The organism is Bacillus sp. sid0103 (genome assembly GCF_019219025.1).
Map to the genome: position 1 here is coordinate 124,423 of NZ_JAHUWN010000013.1, position 17,468 is coordinate 141,890.

At 35.7% G+C, this 17,468-nt stretch carries 18 protein-coding genes and 1 pseudogene; 8 read left to right on the plus strand and 11 right to left on the minus strand.

The features are described from left to right. Positions 1-395: 395 nt before the first annotated feature. Positions 396-839, plus strand: coding sequence for a YfmQ family protein (locus KW850_RS15920; RefSeq protein WP_218348570.1), 444 nt, complete (start codon positions 396-398; stop codon positions 837-839). 239 nt (positions 840-1,078) lie between these two features. On the opposite strand, the gene KW850_RS15925 is transcribed toward KW850_RS15920, so the two are convergent. The 3 genes from KW850_RS15925 to KW850_RS15935 form a co-directional block, all read right to left on the minus strand. Further along, positions 1,079-1,747, minus strand: coding sequence for a TerC family protein (locus tag KW850_RS15925; RefSeq protein WP_308128813.1), 669 nt, complete (start codon positions 1,745-1,747; stop codon positions 1,079-1,081). A 328-nt stretch (positions 1,748-2,075) separates the two neighbouring features. Beyond that, the gene (locus tag KW850_RS15930) at positions 2,076-2,732 is read right to left on the minus strand and encodes a YcnI family copper-binding membrane protein (RefSeq protein ID WP_218348612.1); all 657 of its coding nucleotides are present in this window, start codon (positions 2,730-2,732) and stop codon (positions 2,076-2,078) included. A 208-nt stretch (positions 2,733-2,940) separates the two neighbouring features. After that, positions 2,941-3,516, minus strand: a complete 576-nt coding sequence (locus KW850_RS15935) for a DeoR family transcriptional regulator (RefSeq protein ID WP_218348572.1) — start codon at positions 3,514-3,516, stop codon at positions 2,941-2,943. Between the two features lie 350 nt (positions 3,517-3,866). Here KW850_RS15935 and KW850_RS15940 point away from each other — a divergent pair, with 350 nt between their 5' ends. Beyond that, complete coding sequence (locus KW850_RS15940; RefSeq protein WP_218348573.1) at positions 3,867-4,583, plus strand: HoxN/HupN/NixA family nickel/cobalt transporter; 717 nt, start codon at positions 3,867-3,869, stop codon at positions 4,581-4,583. A gap of 183 nt (positions 4,584-4,766) precedes the next feature. On the opposite strand, the gene KW850_RS15945 is transcribed toward KW850_RS15940, so the two are convergent. From KW850_RS15945 to KW850_RS15955, 3 genes and pseudogenes are all read right to left on the minus strand, one after another. After that, entirely contained in the window at positions 4,767-5,942 is a 1,176-nt protein-coding gene (locus KW850_RS15945) for a GNAT family N-acetyltransferase (RefSeq protein WP_218348574.1), read from the minus strand. 362 nt (positions 5,943-6,304) lie between these two features. Next, positions 6,305-7,537: pseudogene (locus KW850_RS15950) on the minus strand (aminopeptidase). Positions 7,538-7,946: 409 nt separating this feature from the next. Further along, positions 7,947-9,047, minus strand: a complete 1,101-nt coding sequence (locus KW850_RS15955) for a glycerophosphodiester phosphodiesterase (protein ID WP_218348575.1) — start codon at positions 9,045-9,047, stop codon at positions 7,947-7,949. Between the two features lie 234 nt (positions 9,048-9,281). Between KW850_RS15955 and KW850_RS15960 the strand changes: the two genes are divergently transcribed. Continuing rightward, on the plus strand, positions 9,282-9,506 hold the full coding sequence (locus tag KW850_RS15960) for an NUDIX hydrolase (RefSeq protein ID WP_218348576.1): 225 nt from the start codon (positions 9,282-9,284) through the stop codon (positions 9,504-9,506). A 142-nt stretch (positions 9,507-9,648) separates the two neighbouring features. Here the strand turns inward: KW850_RS15960 and KW850_RS15965 are convergent, their stop codons facing one another. Beyond that, positions 9,649-10,434: an SDR family oxidoreductase gene (locus KW850_RS15965; RefSeq protein ID WP_218348577.1), complete on the minus strand. Its 786-nt coding sequence runs from the start codon at positions 10,432-10,434 to the stop codon at positions 9,649-9,651. Between the two features lie 133 nt (positions 10,435-10,567). After that, the gene (locus KW850_RS15970; RefSeq protein WP_218348578.1) at positions 10,568-11,305 is read right to left on the minus strand and encodes an SDR family NAD(P)-dependent oxidoreductase; all 738 of its coding nucleotides are present in this window, start codon (positions 11,303-11,305) and stop codon (positions 10,568-10,570) included. A 179-nt stretch (positions 11,306-11,484) separates the two neighbouring features. Between KW850_RS15970 and KW850_RS15975 the strand changes: the two genes are divergently transcribed. From KW850_RS15975 to KW850_RS15990, 4 genes are all read left to right on the plus strand, one after another. Continuing rightward, a complete protein-coding gene (locus KW850_RS15975; RefSeq protein ID WP_218348579.1) occupies positions 11,485-12,093 on the plus strand; it encodes a TetR/AcrR family transcriptional regulator in 609 nt (202 codons plus the stop codon). A gap of 230 nt (positions 12,094-12,323) precedes the next feature. After that, complete coding sequence (gene lspA, locus KW850_RS15980; RefSeq protein WP_218348580.1) at positions 12,324-12,761, plus strand: signal peptidase II; 438 nt, start codon at positions 12,324-12,326, stop codon at positions 12,759-12,761. A gap of 626 nt (positions 12,762-13,387) precedes the next feature. Further along, the gene (locus KW850_RS15985) at positions 13,388-13,723 is read left to right on the plus strand and encodes an ArsR/SmtB family transcription factor (RefSeq protein ID WP_026568583.1); all 336 of its coding nucleotides are present in this window, start codon (positions 13,388-13,390) and stop codon (positions 13,721-13,723) included. Between the two features lie 41 nt (positions 13,724-13,764). Then, a complete protein-coding gene (locus KW850_RS15990) occupies positions 13,765-14,763 on the plus strand; it encodes an NADP-dependent oxidoreductase (protein ID WP_218348581.1) in 999 nt (332 codons plus the stop codon). Positions 14,764-15,298: 535 nt separating this feature from the next. On the opposite strand, the gene KW850_RS15995 is transcribed toward KW850_RS15990, so the two are convergent. The 3 genes from KW850_RS15995 to KW850_RS16005 are packed head-to-tail and all read right to left on the minus strand — an operon-like array spanning position 15,299 to position 16,850. After that, positions 15,299-15,907: a MarR family transcriptional regulator gene (locus KW850_RS15995; protein WP_256358277.1), complete on the minus strand. Its 609-nt coding sequence runs from the start codon at positions 15,905-15,907 to the stop codon at positions 15,299-15,301. Positions 15,908-15,946: 39 nt separating this feature from the next. Further along, on the minus strand, positions 15,947-16,411 hold the full coding sequence (locus tag KW850_RS16000; RefSeq protein WP_218348582.1) for a hypothetical protein: 465 nt from the start codon (positions 16,409-16,411) through the stop codon (positions 15,947-15,949). Between the two features lie 19 nt (positions 16,412-16,430). Continuing rightward, positions 16,431-16,850 carry a hypothetical protein gene (locus tag KW850_RS16005; RefSeq protein ID WP_218348583.1) on the minus strand — a complete coding sequence of 140 codons (420 nt, stop codon included), beginning with the start codon at positions 16,848-16,850 and terminating at the stop codon, positions 16,431-16,433. A gap of 215 nt (positions 16,851-17,065) precedes the next feature. On the opposite strand from KW850_RS16005, the gene KW850_RS16010 reads away from it, so the two are divergent. Further along, positions 17,066-17,464 (plus strand): (deoxy)nucleoside triphosphate pyrophosphohydrolase, encoded by a 399-nt coding sequence (locus tag KW850_RS16010; RefSeq protein WP_218348584.1) that lies wholly within the window; start codon positions 17,066-17,068, stop codon positions 17,462-17,464. Positions 17,465-17,468 lie beyond the last annotated feature (4 nt).

Consider the following 17,468-nt stretch of genomic DNA (forward strand, 5'->3'; position numbering starts at 1 on the left):
AGAGCTCTTGAGGAAGCAAAATCTCTAAATAGTGTTTTAGAAAAGATTCCGCTAAAAAATAATACATAGAAATTCTCTTTTATGGTTCGCCCTTTTGTCATTGATTATGAATTCATTTTTTTAAACTTATGTGGTTAACAAGATAGAAAAAGGTGATTCTACATTATTCTATTTTTACTTACCATTAATGTATAGAGTCTTTTTTCTTTATTTGAGATAATCTTCTAATTATGTGTCTATACTTCCATTCTCTACGTCCTCAGTTACTTCACTAGAGATAACATCTAAAAGTGGATGGTATATTTTTAGGTGAATTGGATGGTTATTAATTGTTCTAGTTGAGATATTATTAAAACTATTAGTAACAAATAAATGCCTTAACGGAGATGATGACAATGACATGGGCTGTGATTTCGATTATTCTCATAAGTATTGTGAAAATATTAATGACCTGTCTTCCAACAGGTCCAGTGGAATGGCTTATAAAGAAATTTGAAGTTCATTCCAAACTTACTGAAACGAATTGTACCGTAACAATGGACGGAAAACCTTTAGAAGATGAAGACAAATTTCAAGTGATTCATGACTTTAACGAAGCTACATTTTTAGAGCATCATTATATATATCCAGGGACCGAGGACTTATATTTACATCCAGAGAGCAGTAAGACTCCATTAGTTATTGAAACGAAAAAAGACAAAAATGATGTTCGGTTATTTGTTTTTAGTTACAACGATCGCATTGATGTAGTTAAACAGTACAAGAAGAAAGTATTTGCGTATAGTCTGCTTTCAGATCGTCTCCAAAAAAGTTCTTTGAAAATGGACACGGGGGCCTGATTAATACGAGATTTTAATAACACTCATAGAAATATTTTTTCCTTACTACAAGGTAAGGATTTTTTTATGGGATGGTCCCGATGCTGATCTGCGATAGTCGCTGACTATTCTTCACCATTAAATAGTGTTTAAGCATCTCAAAATTAGTGTGACGAATACGTTCAATTTCAATAGAATGACTTAATTCTTATATTAATCTAAGAAAAGATATAATTTCTATTTCATTTTTTCTTAAGCTTTTATAGCAGTTTTTTCTTAGAAACTAAATATCCAAAACCAATAACAAAAACTGTAATTGCTACAGGAACCAATGAATGTAAATCACGAGAGAGAAAAGGCTCAAATTTAGGTTCTCCAACGATCATTTCACCTGCCGTCCATGCTAAGATTCCAGCACCTGCATAGGAGATAATAGGGTACTTGTCCATTGCTTTTAATATTAACTGGCTTCCAAAAACAACGATAGGAATACTAACAATAATTCCGATCATTATACCAACTAAATTTCCTTCAACGGCACCAGCAATCGCTAGGACATTATCAAGGGACATTACTGCATCCGCAATAATGATTGTTTTCACAGCGGAAATGAAACTTGATTCACCTTCTCTGATATTTTCCTCATCATCACCAATGAGTAGTTTAATAGCTATATAGACTAGAAGAAGTCCACCTATAAAAGTTACGAAAGGGACGTCTAATAGGTAAACAATTGCGATTGCAAATAGTAACCGTAAAATAATGGCTCCAAATGTTCCCCAAAAGATCGCTTTTTTTTGTTGTTTCTTTGGAACATTACGTGATGCCATAGCGATAACAACTGCGTTATCACCACTTAATACAATATTGATTAAAATAATTTTCAAAAGAACCGCAAATGACAAACCAAAAATCTCCAAAATATTCACCTCTGGAAAAAGTTAACTTTGTCATTTATATTAATTTGATGTAAAAAAAAGAACTGATTTCATAGAGATTGGTTGCTATGATGGACATACTTTAAAATAGAATAATTGATGAATAATGGGAAATTCGTGGGTTGATATTTACCTTGACATACCAGACCTTTCACCAAAGGAACATAGGTTACCTGCTGCCATTAACCATAAAGAAATAGACTGCCTTTTTTCTTCCAGACCTTTAAAGAGAGCACCCTTTCGTTGAAAAGTTTATTACAACGCTTTCTTATGCAAGAAAAAAACCTATTCATACGTTGAATAGGTCATTTTTAGTCATTTACTTTTTACGGAATGCAAGTACAAGTGCGATTAATGAAAGTAAAGCGGCACCTGCCGATATGATTAGTGGAAGTGACGAATCCGATTTATCAGCGTCTGTTGTTTTAGAAACTTCTGTTTTTGTTGCTTCTTTTTTAGTTTCTTCCATTTTAGCTTTATCATCATGACCATCGGGTGATGTTCCAGCAACAATGTCGGTAATGGAATGAGGACTATCCGCACCTTCATCTCCTGTCCATTCTACGATACTTCCATCTTTATAGTATTGAAAAGCATCCCAAGCGGCTTTTGTTGCATCATCAGGGTTTTTTCCAACAAACGTAAATTGTTGAAATTGACCTGGTAATATCCCTTCTCCAGTTGCTTCGAATGTAAATGATTTAACTATTCCATTCGCATCTTTTTCATCAGAATATTTCCATCCAGGAACTGGCTGATAAGACATAATTTCAACACCAGCTGGTGCTTTTATCGTGACCTTCGTCGTTGCTACATCCTTTTCAACTGGAACCTTAACCGTATACGTTTCCCATGCACCTGTTGTAGAGGTTTTCGGAACTACTGTAACATGGGCACTTGCCACACTCGAAAATAAAAACAAACCTAAAAGCGTTGGTAAAAACAGTTTGGAAATCTTTTTGACTGTACGTTTCATCATTATTGCTCCTCTATTTGTATTATCGTTTCATCAAACTGTATCGAAACTCTCTGAGGCGGGTGAGTTAGTATCTCTTTTTCAGACGGAAACGATTTTATCATATAAGCATGAGCGGAAGGGAAAGAAGGATAACAAAAAAGAAACACAAATAACACTGCAATTAGTAGAAGCAGGTTTCTTCTTATTAGCATTCCACCAATACCTCTCATTTTTTACACCCACAGCCCATTTGACCGTTCATTCTTTTATGTATTTCTTCGATGGCCTCGTTGAATCGAAGGACAATTCCACCAAAGCCCTTTTGAAATTGCTCAGCATGTTTTAATGAATCAAAAGCTAATACTTGCGGCTGGCAGCAATTCAAATTAAAATCTGCGTCCATTAAAAAGTAAGCCATTTTAGCACTAATGGTCGTATTTTGTAGGAAATCCCGACAAATGATTTGAGATACATCTTTTTCAATGTCCCTGTATCGTAATAACCCACAGTGAGGGCAGCATAATTGTTCAACCCTTAAATCATGGGTAATAATTTGAACAGGGTGCCGATTATTTGATTCCTTGAAGCAATATGTACAAGCTGTTGAAGAAACATTCGTTACTTGTGCTAAACAGATTCCACCTGAAGTTTTAATGATCTTTTTTTCCTCTATTAATGGTTTTATATCTCGATAAACAGTCATTTCAGAAACATTTAAACGATTACTTATCTCTGTTATCGAGAGGGTCCCTTCCTTCTCTAACCATGTTAACATTTGCTCCCGACGTTCAATTGGTAACATTTTTGCACCTCCTTCATGTTTTGTTCAAAATACCTTGATATAAATAGATTAAGATACCTTTAAATCATAAACAAGATATAAATGTGAATATCCTGTGAAATTTTATCAACACAATCACATTTTCTAACATAACTTAACATGTACTAATAGTATGCAAGTTTGAATTATTTATATAAACTTGATAAAAAATACCAAGAACTTATTCCACACTCTATTATTTGTTTAATAAACAAATAAATAATTGATTTATGTGATATTATTAATTAATAATTGTTTAATAGAATTAATCGTTCTTTTGTTGAATTATTTTGGTTTTATTTAGATAACCATTTTATTTAAGGGGGAAAAAAATGGAGATAAGTTTCCTATCCATTCTAGCTCTAGGATTTGTTCTTGGTATCAAGCACGCAATTGAACCGGACCATGTGATCGCCGTGTCTACTATTGCCAGCCAAAGTAAAAAATTATTTCGCTCGTCTTTAGCAGGAGTATTCTGGGGAATAGGTCACACAGCTACATTATTTATTATGGGAATTATTCTTATTTTTATGAAAGGTGAAATACCGGAAGAATGGGCTATGTCATTAGAGTTTTTAGTGGGTATTATGCTAGTTTATCTTGGCGCTTCAACTCTCCTTTCATTTAAGAATATCCACGTACATCAGCATGAACACGATGGGGAAAATCATAAACATGTTCACTCTCATACAAATAGTGGACAACATGTGCATAAACACAAACATAAAAATGTTTCATATTTGAGATCCTTAGTGATTGGCTTAGTTCATGGTCTTGCTGGAAGTGGAGCAATGGTTCTATTAACAATGAGTACAGTTAAAAGTGTTTGGGAAGCGGCTGTTTATATCCTTATATTCGGTGTAGGGACAATTATTGGAATGCTTTTCTTTACTACAATTATTGGAATTCCATTCGTGTTTAGTGCCAAAAAATTAAGGCTGAATCAAACACTTACCCAAATAACAGGCGCGATTAGTATAGTGTTTGGGATATTATATATGTACAACTTAGGGGTCACTGAAGGATTATTTAAACTTTGGGTACAGTAACTATTTAAAAACTCACCTTAAAAAACCATGATCAAAATAGGAACCCTGTTTATCAGAGTTCGCATTTAATCACTAAAAATAAATTAATTAAACGTTTGGTTAGTTTTTTTTGCCCTTACATTTCTACGATTCAACGATCTAATCAAACGTTTAATTAGTCTTTTTACTATGAGGGAGATAGATTTAAAAGAAATCAAAAAAGGATGATTTCATTGCTGGGACCTTTTTTTCAAAAAGTTCAATCTCAGTCTTGGAACCTTTCAAGTAATCCATTTCATAAAGCTCCATCGGTCTTTTATAACCAAATAGAATCGCAGAAAGGGAATTGATATTTAAGCGAATTCCTTTTTTAGGAGGGTGAACACAGTGACCACCAGTTTTTTCTTTAAATACCTTGATTTCACCGTTTCCGAGTAAATAGCTCCCATTATTCCAAGGTGCATGTGAATCTTCAAGATGCAGGAATAGGGACTCATTTTCATGAATGAATGGAAATCTCCGCAAACATTCCTCTGCATCAACGACCCTCGCCATAAAATAAGGATATAATTCTGTTTCCACCTTGGGCTGCGGCAGAAAATAAGGAAAAGGATCCTGACTTGTAAGATTCATCGTCACTGTTTCAACCATCGAGTCGTGCTGGCAAATAAAATTCCATAGCCCTATTCTTGCTTCATGGTTAAGTGCAACCAGCTCCTTCACATCCATTTTCCTATCCTTCACTCGGTATAGAATATAGCCGCTAGCCTCGCTCTCGGAATGGTAATAGACAGCAATCTGCGAGTCTTCATGATATACGTGTGTTTTCCACCAATTTGTCTCGCGTTTCAGCATGCCTGTATATTGTGAGCAAAATTGTTGGTAAACTTTTTCTATCTCTTCATTATGGGTCTCTTTTGAAAATCTTCTTATTAAACCTTGCTGCGGATCGAGGAACTTTAGATCCATTTTTTCAATCGTGACTTTTTTCTTTTCACTTAATACTTCCCACCCATATTTTCGATAAAAAGAAATATCAAATGGATGTAAAAGCGATACAATTTGATCGCAATCCCGCATGTGTTTTAAGGAATCAACGATGAGTGTTTTTACATAACCGTTCCTCCGATATTCTGGGTAGGTTGCGACTCCTGCGATTCCACCCATTTTCCACTCAGACTCTTTCATAAAAATGTTTAGCGGGATAATATGCAATTTGGCAGCCAGAATGTCTTTATCCCATATTCCTAAAATTTTATGGTTTTTTACTCCTTCCTTTCTAGCTGGTATTTCAGATTCCGGAACTTTATATTGAAAGGCGTACATTGACAGTTTCATTGAATCTAAGTAGTCATTTTCTGTAAGTTCATTAACCAACATTTTAGTCCAATCCCCTTTTTACTAATTGCTTTTCTTAGCGATTATTTATTTGAGAAGAAAACTTCCTGATATTAAAATAGTTCACTATCAGTTTAGCTATTTCCTTATATGAATTTAAAATGACAAACATTCATGTTTCTTACATTTCTTATATTGTTTAAGCAGGGTTAAACTATCATCTTGTTTTGTTCCTCTCAAAAAAGGGGGGAATACTGAAAACAGATTCCCCCTTAGTATGAAAACTACTGATAAAAATAGTATAAAATTGTAATATTGTATTGCGTTTGCATCTATTGTCTTCTAGAAGTACGGAGTCCTTTGGTTTCTAAACAAGCTGGAAAAAAGTCACTGAAGACAACTTTTTAAAATGCCCAGTTCCCATTTCGGAAAATGGGTTCGACACTTCCGTCAGGCAGCATCCCGTCAATATCCATTTCACTCGATCCAACCATAAAATCTACATGTGTCAAGCTTTCATTCAAACCGATTTCCGCAAGTTCTTCTTTAGACAACGTTTTTCCTTCTTTTAAACAAAACGGAAATCCTTCGCCAATTGCTAAGTGATTGGACGCATTTTCGTCAAAAAGCGTATTATAAAAAATGGTGTTTGACTTTGAAATGGGCGACTGGTTCGGAACGAGGGCTATTTCCCCAAGATACCGACTGCCTTCATCTGTTTCAATTAATTGTTTAAGTGTGTCGTACCCGTTTTCACAGGTAAAATCTACGATTTTGCCTTTCTTAAATGTTAAGGTAAAGTTCTCGATAAGTTTTCCTGCGTAACTTAACGGTTTTGTACTAGAAACCTTGCCATTTACACCGTATTTATTAGGAACCGTGAACACTTCTTCTGTAGGCATATTCGCAATGAATAAGGTCCCTTTTTCATTATGATTTCCTGCACTAACCCATATATGTTTTTCTGGCAGTTCCACGGTTAAATCGGTACCTGAGGCGCGATAATGCAGTGATTTGTATTTACGTTTAGTTAAATAATTTGCTTTCCTATCAAGAGCAGCTATATGTTCTTTCCATGCACCAATTGTATCCTCTTGATCAATTCTTGTTGCAGAGAAAATTGCATCCCAAAGTGCATTGATTCGATCTGTTTTGTCAATATTCGGGAACACTTTATCTGCCCAAGTCTGACAAGGGTAGGCGACAATTGTCCAGGCAATTTTATCATTCAACATATAAGTTCGAAACTTAGTAAGTGCAGTACCTGATGCTTTATTAAAATTTGAGATTCGCTCTGGTTTAATTCCATTTAATAGATCTGGGTTTCTTGAATCGATCACTAAAAATGCAGCATTCTTTTCAGCTAGCTCTTCACGCTGCATTACCCGGTAGGTTGGGAAGACGTTAAAAACTTCATCGGATGCCGATTCATACTTCATTCGGGTTAAAGCGTCATCATTCCATTCATAAATTACTTCGCTTGCTCCGATTTCATATGCTCATTTTTTTATTAATTTAACAAACTCGTAACTTTCAATAGAAGCTGATATAAATAAAATTTGCCCCTTTTGAACGTTTACTCCGATTTCAACTGCAAGTGAAGCATATTTTTCTAATTTATCTTGGAAAGTTCTCATATCATTTCCCCTTTGATATAATATAGATAATTTTACCATTTTTCAACCTCACATAACATACATACAACTAGAATATTTTCAATGTAGGTTTTGAAATATAATTCCTTCTTAAATTAAACTCGAATTTATTCGACTTTTAAGTCATACTTGGAACGTTTTCTGAAAATTATTTAGTAAATTCAATCATCCTTAAATATTTGCTTAACTTGGGCAAACTAACAAAACATACTATTTGATAATTAAACTATTAAACATGATTAAAACCCCTATTAAGGAGAGCATTTATTATTAAAACAGGCATAACGATGTTATGCCTGTTTTCTGTGTATTTAGCCATCATTTTGCTTGAATTTTGAAAAATAAAAAACGACGGAAGAATTTCCGTCGCTATAAGTGATAATTATATATCTTACTCTTTTGGAGCCGAGTAGCTCTTTGGCAGTTCAAAACCGTGCTGCTCCATAACTAAACGCAAACGATCAGGGTAGTCGGTGATGATTCCATCTACACCGTCGTCGATCAGCTTGTTCATAGTTGGCTCGTCATCTACTGTCCATGGGATAACCTTCATGCCGTACTTACGGGCTTCCTGGACCATTGCCTTGGTCACATATGGCTGGTAGTTCTCATCAGTAATTTTGCCGTTTTGAGGGAAACCGTGTACAGGGGAGATGGCGTCCGCTCCAAAAGAATGGGCTGCCGCTACCATGTCACCCCCAAAATCATCGATATCGATTCCACCTAACCAAGGTGAAGCTCCTGGCTGACCAGGCTGGAGGAATTGCGGACCGTTAGTCAGCGCCACGAGTGGCAGGCGTGGTTCAACCTCGTGCATTCGCATGAGCGAACCCCAGTCAAAGCTTTGGATTGATACCCGGTGCAGCATTCCTGCCTCCCGAACCTGGCGTGCAACAATCTGTACAAACTCTTCACGGGGAGCCGTTTCTTCTGGTGCTCCGGCCTCTACCTTTGTCTCAATGTTCATCCACACCTTATTAGCGTGATACCTTTTAACAAGGTCAAACACTTCAGTCAAAAGCGGCATACGTGCACCAGGACTTAGCTTTTGCTCTGGAAATTGCGATAACTTTAGCGAACCGCAGTCCAGAGTGCGCACCTGGGCAAGGGTAAGATCTTTAATATACTTGCCGACGTAGGGATACTCAGGGTCACCCGCGAAAGCAGGTGCAGTGTCTTGGCACTTCGCACCCGAGATCTTACGGTCGTGTGTGATAACAGCCTGGTGGTCCTCAGTAATCTGCACGTCCAACTCAAGTGTGCTCACACCGAGTTCGAGAGCGTGAGAAAATGACGCGATCGTAGATTCAGAGGTAAGCCCGAGTCCCCCCCTGTGTGCCTGAAGGTCGAAACCTTTGGGTCCGTAGACCTTAAGGCCGTTTGACCAGGAAAGGTTCTCAGCAGCGGAAGCGGTTTTTGCCGGCATTTGAATGGCGGCAGTAGAAACCATAAGTGCAGTAATCGTTGCTAATAAAAACTTTTTCTTATTCATTTTCTTAACCCCCAAAAACTTATAAATATATTACTTTATAAGTTTAGTTGAACAGAGTAAATTCTCTATTAAAAATCTAATAAGAAATGGTAAAGAAAATTAGGTAGTTTATCATGATTCTATCAGCTTACTCAATCACTAACCCTTCCTTAACTAAACATAATAGAAATTTGGTAGATATCCCTCTGATATGATGAAAGGCTGACCTATATAAAGAGAGAAATTGATGAAGAGTTGGGTTGTACAATCGAGACATTTAAAGAGGTATTTAACGACAATACCCATGAATATGAAACATTTATTATTAATTTAATTTCGATTAAGTGTGGAGTAGTTGAAGGGACACCAACCCCAAGTGAGCATTCAAAATTAATATGGTTTAAAAGAGAGAATTTGGATTCCCTTAAATGGGCACCAGCGGATATTCCAGCCGTAAAACAATTAATCGAAGAAAAATAAGGATGCCTTCATTGTAAAAAAGAACCTTGCTGCATTCAACAAGGTTCTTCGGTTTATAAAATATTCTTATTTGCACCTGATACCAAGAAAGAAGGCATTTCCTCCTTCAAGCCCCAAATAAAGAGAACCCTCTCCAAACTTCTTAATATTTATAAGATTGTCCACCATCAATTGGAATAACAGCTGCGTTGATGAAGTTGGCTTGATCAGATAGCAGGAATGCTACCAAATAGCCCACTTCTTCTGGTTTACCAAAACGTTTCATTGGGTTTGGCTGAACAAATTGTTTTCCTACTTCTTCCCAGTTGTCTGGATCCATTTGTTTTAATGACCCTTCGACCATTGGTGTCATGATTGCTCCAGGTGCAATGGCTTTGATACTGATTCCGTATTGACCATATTCAATTCCAGAGTTTCTTGTTAAGCCTACCACGCCGTGCTTACTAGCCGCATAACCAGATTGGTTTCCTACCCCGCGAATACCACCAACAGAAGCAGTATTAACAATAGAGCCAAAGCCTTGTTCTCTCATAACTTTCAAAACGTGTTTCATTCCAAAAAACACACCATTTAAATTGACACTGACTACTTTTTGAAATTCATCAATGCTAAAATCCTCTGTTAGGTTTTGTTTTCCTTCGATCCCTGCGTTGTTGAAGAAACCATCGATTTTCCCAAATTTCTCAACCGTTTCATTTACATAGTTTTCAACTGCTTGTTCATCTGCCACATTCGCAGTGATCAGCAGCATTTCTGTGTTTGGCGCAACTTCTAACACTTTGCTTTTCGTTTCTTCTAATAAAGCAGCGTTTAAATCAACAAGTGAAAGTTTCGCTCCTTCTTTTGCAACTTGTAAGGCAGAGGCTTGACCTAAACCAGAACCTGCACCTGTAATTAATACCACTTTTCCATCAAAACGATTACTCATTGGAAATTTCCTCCCTTTGTTTTAGTTTCAAGGTCTAAAGTGTATTTTTTGAAATTATTTTTAATTAAAATATCTCACATTAAAGATATATACCGTTGAAATGTCATCTTTCCTACTTAGTTCCCATGATTTATTATTGTGCTGTATACCCGCCATCCACAATCAAACTATTACCAGTCATGAATGAAGAATCATCAGAAGCCATGAATAACACTGCTTTTGCCATTTCTTCAGCTTTACCAAGACGTTTCATCGGGGTGACTGCAGCTAAAGCTTGCTTGCTTTCTTCCGGAATAATTGGTGTGTCAATAAAACCAGGGCATAATGAGTTAATACGAATATTTTGTTCTGCATATTCAAGTGCAAGGGAACGAGTTAAGTTAATCACGCCGCCTTTTGCCGCATTATAGGCTGCTGAACCTGGTGATCCAACCCAACCGTACATAGATGCCGTATTAATTATCGTGCCGCCGCCTGTTTTTAACATTTCTCGGATGGATTCACGTGCTACTAAGAAAACGCCATCTAAGTCAACATTTACGGTGTTGCGCCATTCTGAATACTCTAATTCATGTGAAGGATGAACACGGCCAATACCCGCATTGTTGAAGACTACATCCACTTTGCCGAACGTTTCAACGGTTTGTTTAAAGATATTTACGACTTCTTCTTCACTTGTAATATTTGCTTTTATAAAAAGAGCTTCGGCATTAAGCGCTTTCAACTCTGCCTCAAATGCTTTCCCTTTTTCCTCATTTAAATCAACAAGAACCACTTTGGCTCCTTCTGAAACGAATAAACGTGCTGTTGCTGCCCCAATACCAGATGCTCCACCGGTAATCACAGCTACTTTGTTTTGTAATTTCCCCATACCAGTTCCTCCTTTATCACATTTAAGAGAAAAATAATAGTCAGATTATTAATCTGTACTATTTTGTTCACAATTCAATTTTACTATTTTGTTCACATATAACAATCATTAAGATATCATTAAGTGTCTACTAGTTAGACACTTATGATAAATCTGTCTATATTGAGGGAGGTTTTTTCATGAATCATGAACAAAATACGAAAACTCAACGACAAAATAGGACAAAAGAGCATTTAAAGCAAGCATTGATTGAACTCATAAAAGAGAAGGGGTACCATTCCGTTACTGTAAAAGACATCGTCGATAATGCTTCTTATAATCGCAGTACTTTTTATATCCATTACACAGATAAAATTGAATTAGCTGAGGAATTACTTGTTTCCATGCTTCAAGGGTTAGAAGCTTCAGTAGGCAAACCATATGTACCTGGTCAAAAAGTTTATTCAGCCAAGCTAAATGCACCATCTTTAAATATCGTTTCTTATATCTATAAAAACCGGAATTTTTTTAATCTGATTAACTACGATGACACGTTACCAGGATTACACACACGGTTCCCTCAAACAATCTTAAAAATCTATAATGAACAATTTATTTTCGAAACAATCAACAATATCCCCGTTAATATGGATTATTTTAAACGTTACACAGCCTATGGCTTTTACGGACTCCTTCACACTTGGATCCAAAATGGCTTCGTGGAAACCCAAGAGAACTTTATCCAAGAAGTCATTGATCTAACGAAAACACATATTTACTCATTTCAATATATTGGACATAACAAATAACTATCTGCACCAGCGTGGAGAAAATATAAATTATTTTTTTGATCCTTCTCTAATGATTGGCAGGAATCAGTTTGTATTCAAACATTTTAGGAATTAAGGTCTACAGGGATGGTTCCTTATCACAAGGTTTACACGTAAAAAGGCTAGCTTCAATAATAGAAGAGAAAAAAGCTTCCAATTATAATGATGTTTAGGATGCAAATTATTCTGCAAGAAAGAAGGACTATTATATGCTATTTTATGTCATTGCAATCCTCGTTATTGTGATGGACCAGCTTTCTAAATATCTTATACGGACCTACATTGATATCAATGAAACATTTACATTGTGGGGAATACAACTCACACATATCGAAAATAGCGGGATGGCAGGAGGTTTATTTCAAGGCTACGCATGGCTTTTCGGAGTTTTGGCTGTGTTTTTCGTGATAGTTGTTTTATATTTTCGCAGAACAGGAGAAATGAAGGGCGCTCTCATCGATTGTAGTTTTGGATTCCTAGTCGGAGGAGCAATTGGAAATGGTATCGATAGACTTTTGTTTGGGCAGGTGACAGATTTTATCATTCGCTCTGGCGGAATTCTTAACTTGGCCGACCATGCTATCGAGATTGGGGGGTTACTGCTTATTATTTATGTGGTCGTTAGATGGTTGAAAAATAAACACTAGATTCTCCTACAAATGCTTTGGCGATTAAACAATACCATAAAAGGCATATTTTTAGCGTTCACTATTCAATCGTAATAAAAAATAACCCGAGTTTTCTCCGAGCATTCAATGCTTGTTAGTGGATTACACATCCAAGCCCAATATCATCTTGAAAATAACCGAAAGGTCCCTGACAAAACCCTTTCCAGAACACGGTATACATAAAAGTATCGTATATGTACTAATTTTAATGCAGACTAGGAAAGCGTTACTTATTGCATTAAAGGGCCATCTAATGAAGAAACAGTAAATAAAATAGACAAGTAAAAGAAATACTCCCTGAATCGTAATAAATTGACTATACGATTCAGGGTTTTTTCTTTTTAGAAGACCTCTAGTTTATTTATCTAGTGTTTATTCTATTTAACGGATCAAGTGGAATACTAAAGTTGCTTTAATTCTTAAAGCAAAGTCCCCTTTTTAAGTTGCTGAACATTAAAAGTTAATGATGCTTCCCCTCTAAGATGTATTCGTCTCGATTTGCTTTCTCAATATTGCACCTAACATAACAATAGTATATTGTTGTATTCGGTAATATGGTTCATCAACTTAAACCATTAAACTGATTGGTGGAGGTATTTTACTGAATGAATAAACAGGACCAACTAAATATGATCAAAGAGGATTTTATTAATTGTCAAAAAGTACTATTGGCAATTGGTGATGAAACACGTCAATCGATCTTGTTAGTTCTAATGGGGACGGATTGTCAAACAGGATTACGTGTGGGTGAAATCACTGAACAAACACATCTTTCTCGACCTGCTGTGTCCCATCATCTTAAGGTTTTACGAGATGCAGGTGTTATTTTAATGCGTAAAGAAGGGACAAAAAACTTTTATTATATTAATGTACGTACAGAATTAGGTTTATTAAGAACGCTTGTGTTGGATATTGATAAGTTCATGCAGAACTTTTATTGAAAGGATGGAATTTAAACACACATTATTTGGAGGTATAGTCTATGAGAGCAATGGTTATTGATAAGTATGGGAAAGTTCCAATGCGTTTGACAGAAATGCCCACACCTGAAATTGATGAATATGAGGTACTCGCAGAAATTCATGCAGCTAGTATTAATCCTGTTGATTTTAAAATACGCGATGGGAAAGTGAAATTGTTAGTTAAATATAAAATGCCTCTTATCTTAGGGAATGACTTTTCTGGTGTCGTTGCAAAGGTTGGCGCAAAAGTGACTCGTTTTAAAGTTGGTGACGAAATATATGCACGTCCACGTAAGAGTAAAATCGGTACTTTTGCTGAATATATCGCTATTCATGAAGATGACATCGCACTAAAACCTAAAAATTTGAGCTTTGAGGAAGCAGCATCGATCCCGCTGGTTGGGTTAACCTCCTATCAAGCCCTAACAGACATTTTGCAATTACAAAAGGAACAAAAAATTTTAATTCAAGCTGGGGCTGGTGGTGTCGGTACCTTTGCTATTCAACTGGCCAAATTAATGGGTGCCACTGTTGCAACGACTGCCAGTGAAGCTGGTGCGAATTTAGTAAAATCTCTTGGTGCAGATGAAATTATAAATTACAAGACAGAAAAATTTGAAGAGATACTGAAAAACTATGATGCCGTATTTGATACCCTTGGGGGAGAGATACTCGAAAAATCATTCGAAGTGATAAAAAGAGGAGGAAAAATTGTTTCAGTTTCGGGATTACCGAATGCTCGTTTTGGTAAAGAATATGGTTCCGGATTTTTTAAAACCTTGTTGTTTTCAGCAGCAAGTCATAAACTTACTGAACTTGAAAAAAAGCATAATGTTCAATATACGTTTTTGTTTATGAAGCCAAGTGGAGAGCAATTACGTATAATCGCAAACTTTATTGAGACTGGTAAAATCAAACCTATAATTGATAGAGTTTTTCCATTTGAAGATGCTCAAAAAGCGATGGAATATGCGGAGTCAGGAAGGGCGAAAGGGAAAATAATATTAAAAATCAGATAGTTGTTAAACGAAGCAAAAAATATATTCTAACTTTTCATTTTTTTCTTTTTAATGATTCTATAAAAATCACTCCCTTTTAATCAATCTTTTTTCAAAATGGAGTCTTTTGTATTTATGTTAAATATGGGGTAAAGGTAACTTTTCGATCAATCTTTATTCTAAAGCTACAAATGATCTTCAACGAACGGGCCCTTTAATTAAATAAGTATTTATTTTTAAATAAGGCTTTATATACAAGATTTTATGCATAACTTGTATATAAAGCCTTGATTTCTATTCAAAAAACATACTGCCGTAAACAACATTTTTTAATGGCCAAATACCCCCTTATAAAATGGTATCCCTTTCGATAATTTTATAAAGTTTCAGGGTAGTGTTATGACCATTACATAAATAGATTTTGCATAATTGTTTATAACCATTTTGCTGAAACATTCAATAATAAATGGTCATAGACAACTGTATTGTAGCAAAAACCTTGCTGGGTCCTAATTTATAGTTATCTAGTAAATAACGCAGCGATTAAGCTTATATCCTAAATGACTTCTTCAATATCTCGTTTCTCATTAACAAACAAAACCGATATGCCTGTTCGTTCTTTTGCTAAGCGCGGTAATCTATTCCAAAGATTTCGATATTGCTGCATGTCTGGGAAGGCTATACTATATTTCGCATTTGGATCACTCATTCTTTGTAATGTTTCACCCAATATAGCAACAAAGTAATTTGCTCTCATGGCATCTCTTGAGCCGCAGCCTTTGACTTCGATAATCCACCGTTCGTTGCCTCTAAAAGCATCAATGTCGATCCCCAGTGTTTTTGCCCAGGCTACTTGTGTTTTCCAACCTTTTGAGAGCAGACTGTTATTAATAATCTCCTTAATTTCATCCTCTGACATGCCATCCTGTTGCCTTTCTACAATCGGGGCCACTTCTATATAATTGGAGTCACTTAAATAGTTGCCGATTTTCCCGTCATGTCGCTTTTTCCGATGAATTAAACCTCGGGATTCTAAATCCCGACAAGCTATATTTACACTTTGCTGGGGTTTGCCGTGACCGATAATTTTGTCTGTTATTTCCCTATCCGTAAATCCTTGATCCATGGTTAATAACTCTATAATTCTCTCTTTTAAAGTGGACAAGATGAATACCTCCAAAAAATCTAATCATACCTTTTTGATTTACTGCTGCAATTCCTTAACCCATTTAATACTCTTTAGCTTGTTTCTTTCATACCAATCATTACAAATAAAGTATCTTTCACGGTTAATAATAATCTCATCCGCCCAATACCGATCATAGCCATTAATTTTTCTTTGTTCTGACGGGAGTCTACCCCACTCAACTTTTTTCAAAAATGGATAGTTAATATCAAAAGTGGCTTTACAGTATCTCGCATCTTGCAGCAAAGTAATTTTTTCAGCAGATAATAGATTGGACCTAACAATTTTTTTAATCGTTGTTCGAACGAGTACCCCGACTTTTACAGGAACTTCAGCCGTAACACCTTCTGAAAATCTACTATGTGTTAGTTCATATTCTCTTATGCACTTTTTCATATACTTAAGTTTATTTTCGGAGGATAATCCAATTACCTCTTGCTCTAATAAATTAATAACCTTATCTTTAAATAACTTTTTATCCATCTATTGTGCTCATCCCAATTCAATCATTATTATTTAGAAAGACCAATTTTCCTCTTTCATTAACACATATTCCTGCCCATACTAATATGCAGACAATGGGAGTAATTCTTCGAAAAACATTCTGCCCTAATTGCTTACCATAAACTTTAAAGGCAATTCTCCCTTCGATGGAATCGATTGGCAGCCCTGACTCACCTAATTTATATTTCATAGCATCCCCTTTTAAGGCAGAACCATTTTTTTCTTTTAACAATCCAATAGTCTCCTCGAACACCGCCCAGGATAATAAAGGTTGGCTAGATTGATTACTAACACGGATGCCATGGTCATTTAATGTTGCCTGAAATGTCTTTTGTCCTTTAAATAAAGGTATTTCTACTGAATTACTACTTTGTTTAAATTTCTCTTTAATATTTTCTAAAATGTTAATTTCAGTCAAGCTGTCCTTCATCCAATTGGATTATTCTATAATTTTAATGATAGAACAGTATACTTATTTTTCCAACAGAAATTGACACTATAATATAATTGATTTTCAATGAAAAATTAGATCTAAGTGAAATTAAGACAAACAGAATATAAAAACTCACTTTTAGAATCTTTTCGTCAAAAGTGATATATTATTACTAATTAACATCATGTAGGAGGGCCCCATTGAAAAAACTCGTAAAAGTAGTCGCAGCAATAATTGAAAACGAACAGCAAGAAATTTTATGTGCACTTAGGTCCCCCAAAATGTCGATTCCGAATATGTGGGAGTTTCCTGGTGGAAAAGTGGAAGCAAATGAGGACATTTATTCAGCCCTAAAAAGAGAAATTGATGAAGAGTTGGGATGTAAGATTGAGACATTTAATGAAGTTTTTAATGACAACACCCATGAATACGACACATTTATTATTAATTTGATTTCCATTAAATGTAGAGTAGTTGAGGGAACTCCGACGCCAAGTGAGCATTCAAAGTTAATCTGGTTAAAACGAGAAAACTTAGATTCGCTCAAATGGGCACCGGCGGATGTTCCAGCAGTTGAGCAATTAATCCAAGAAAAATAGTCTT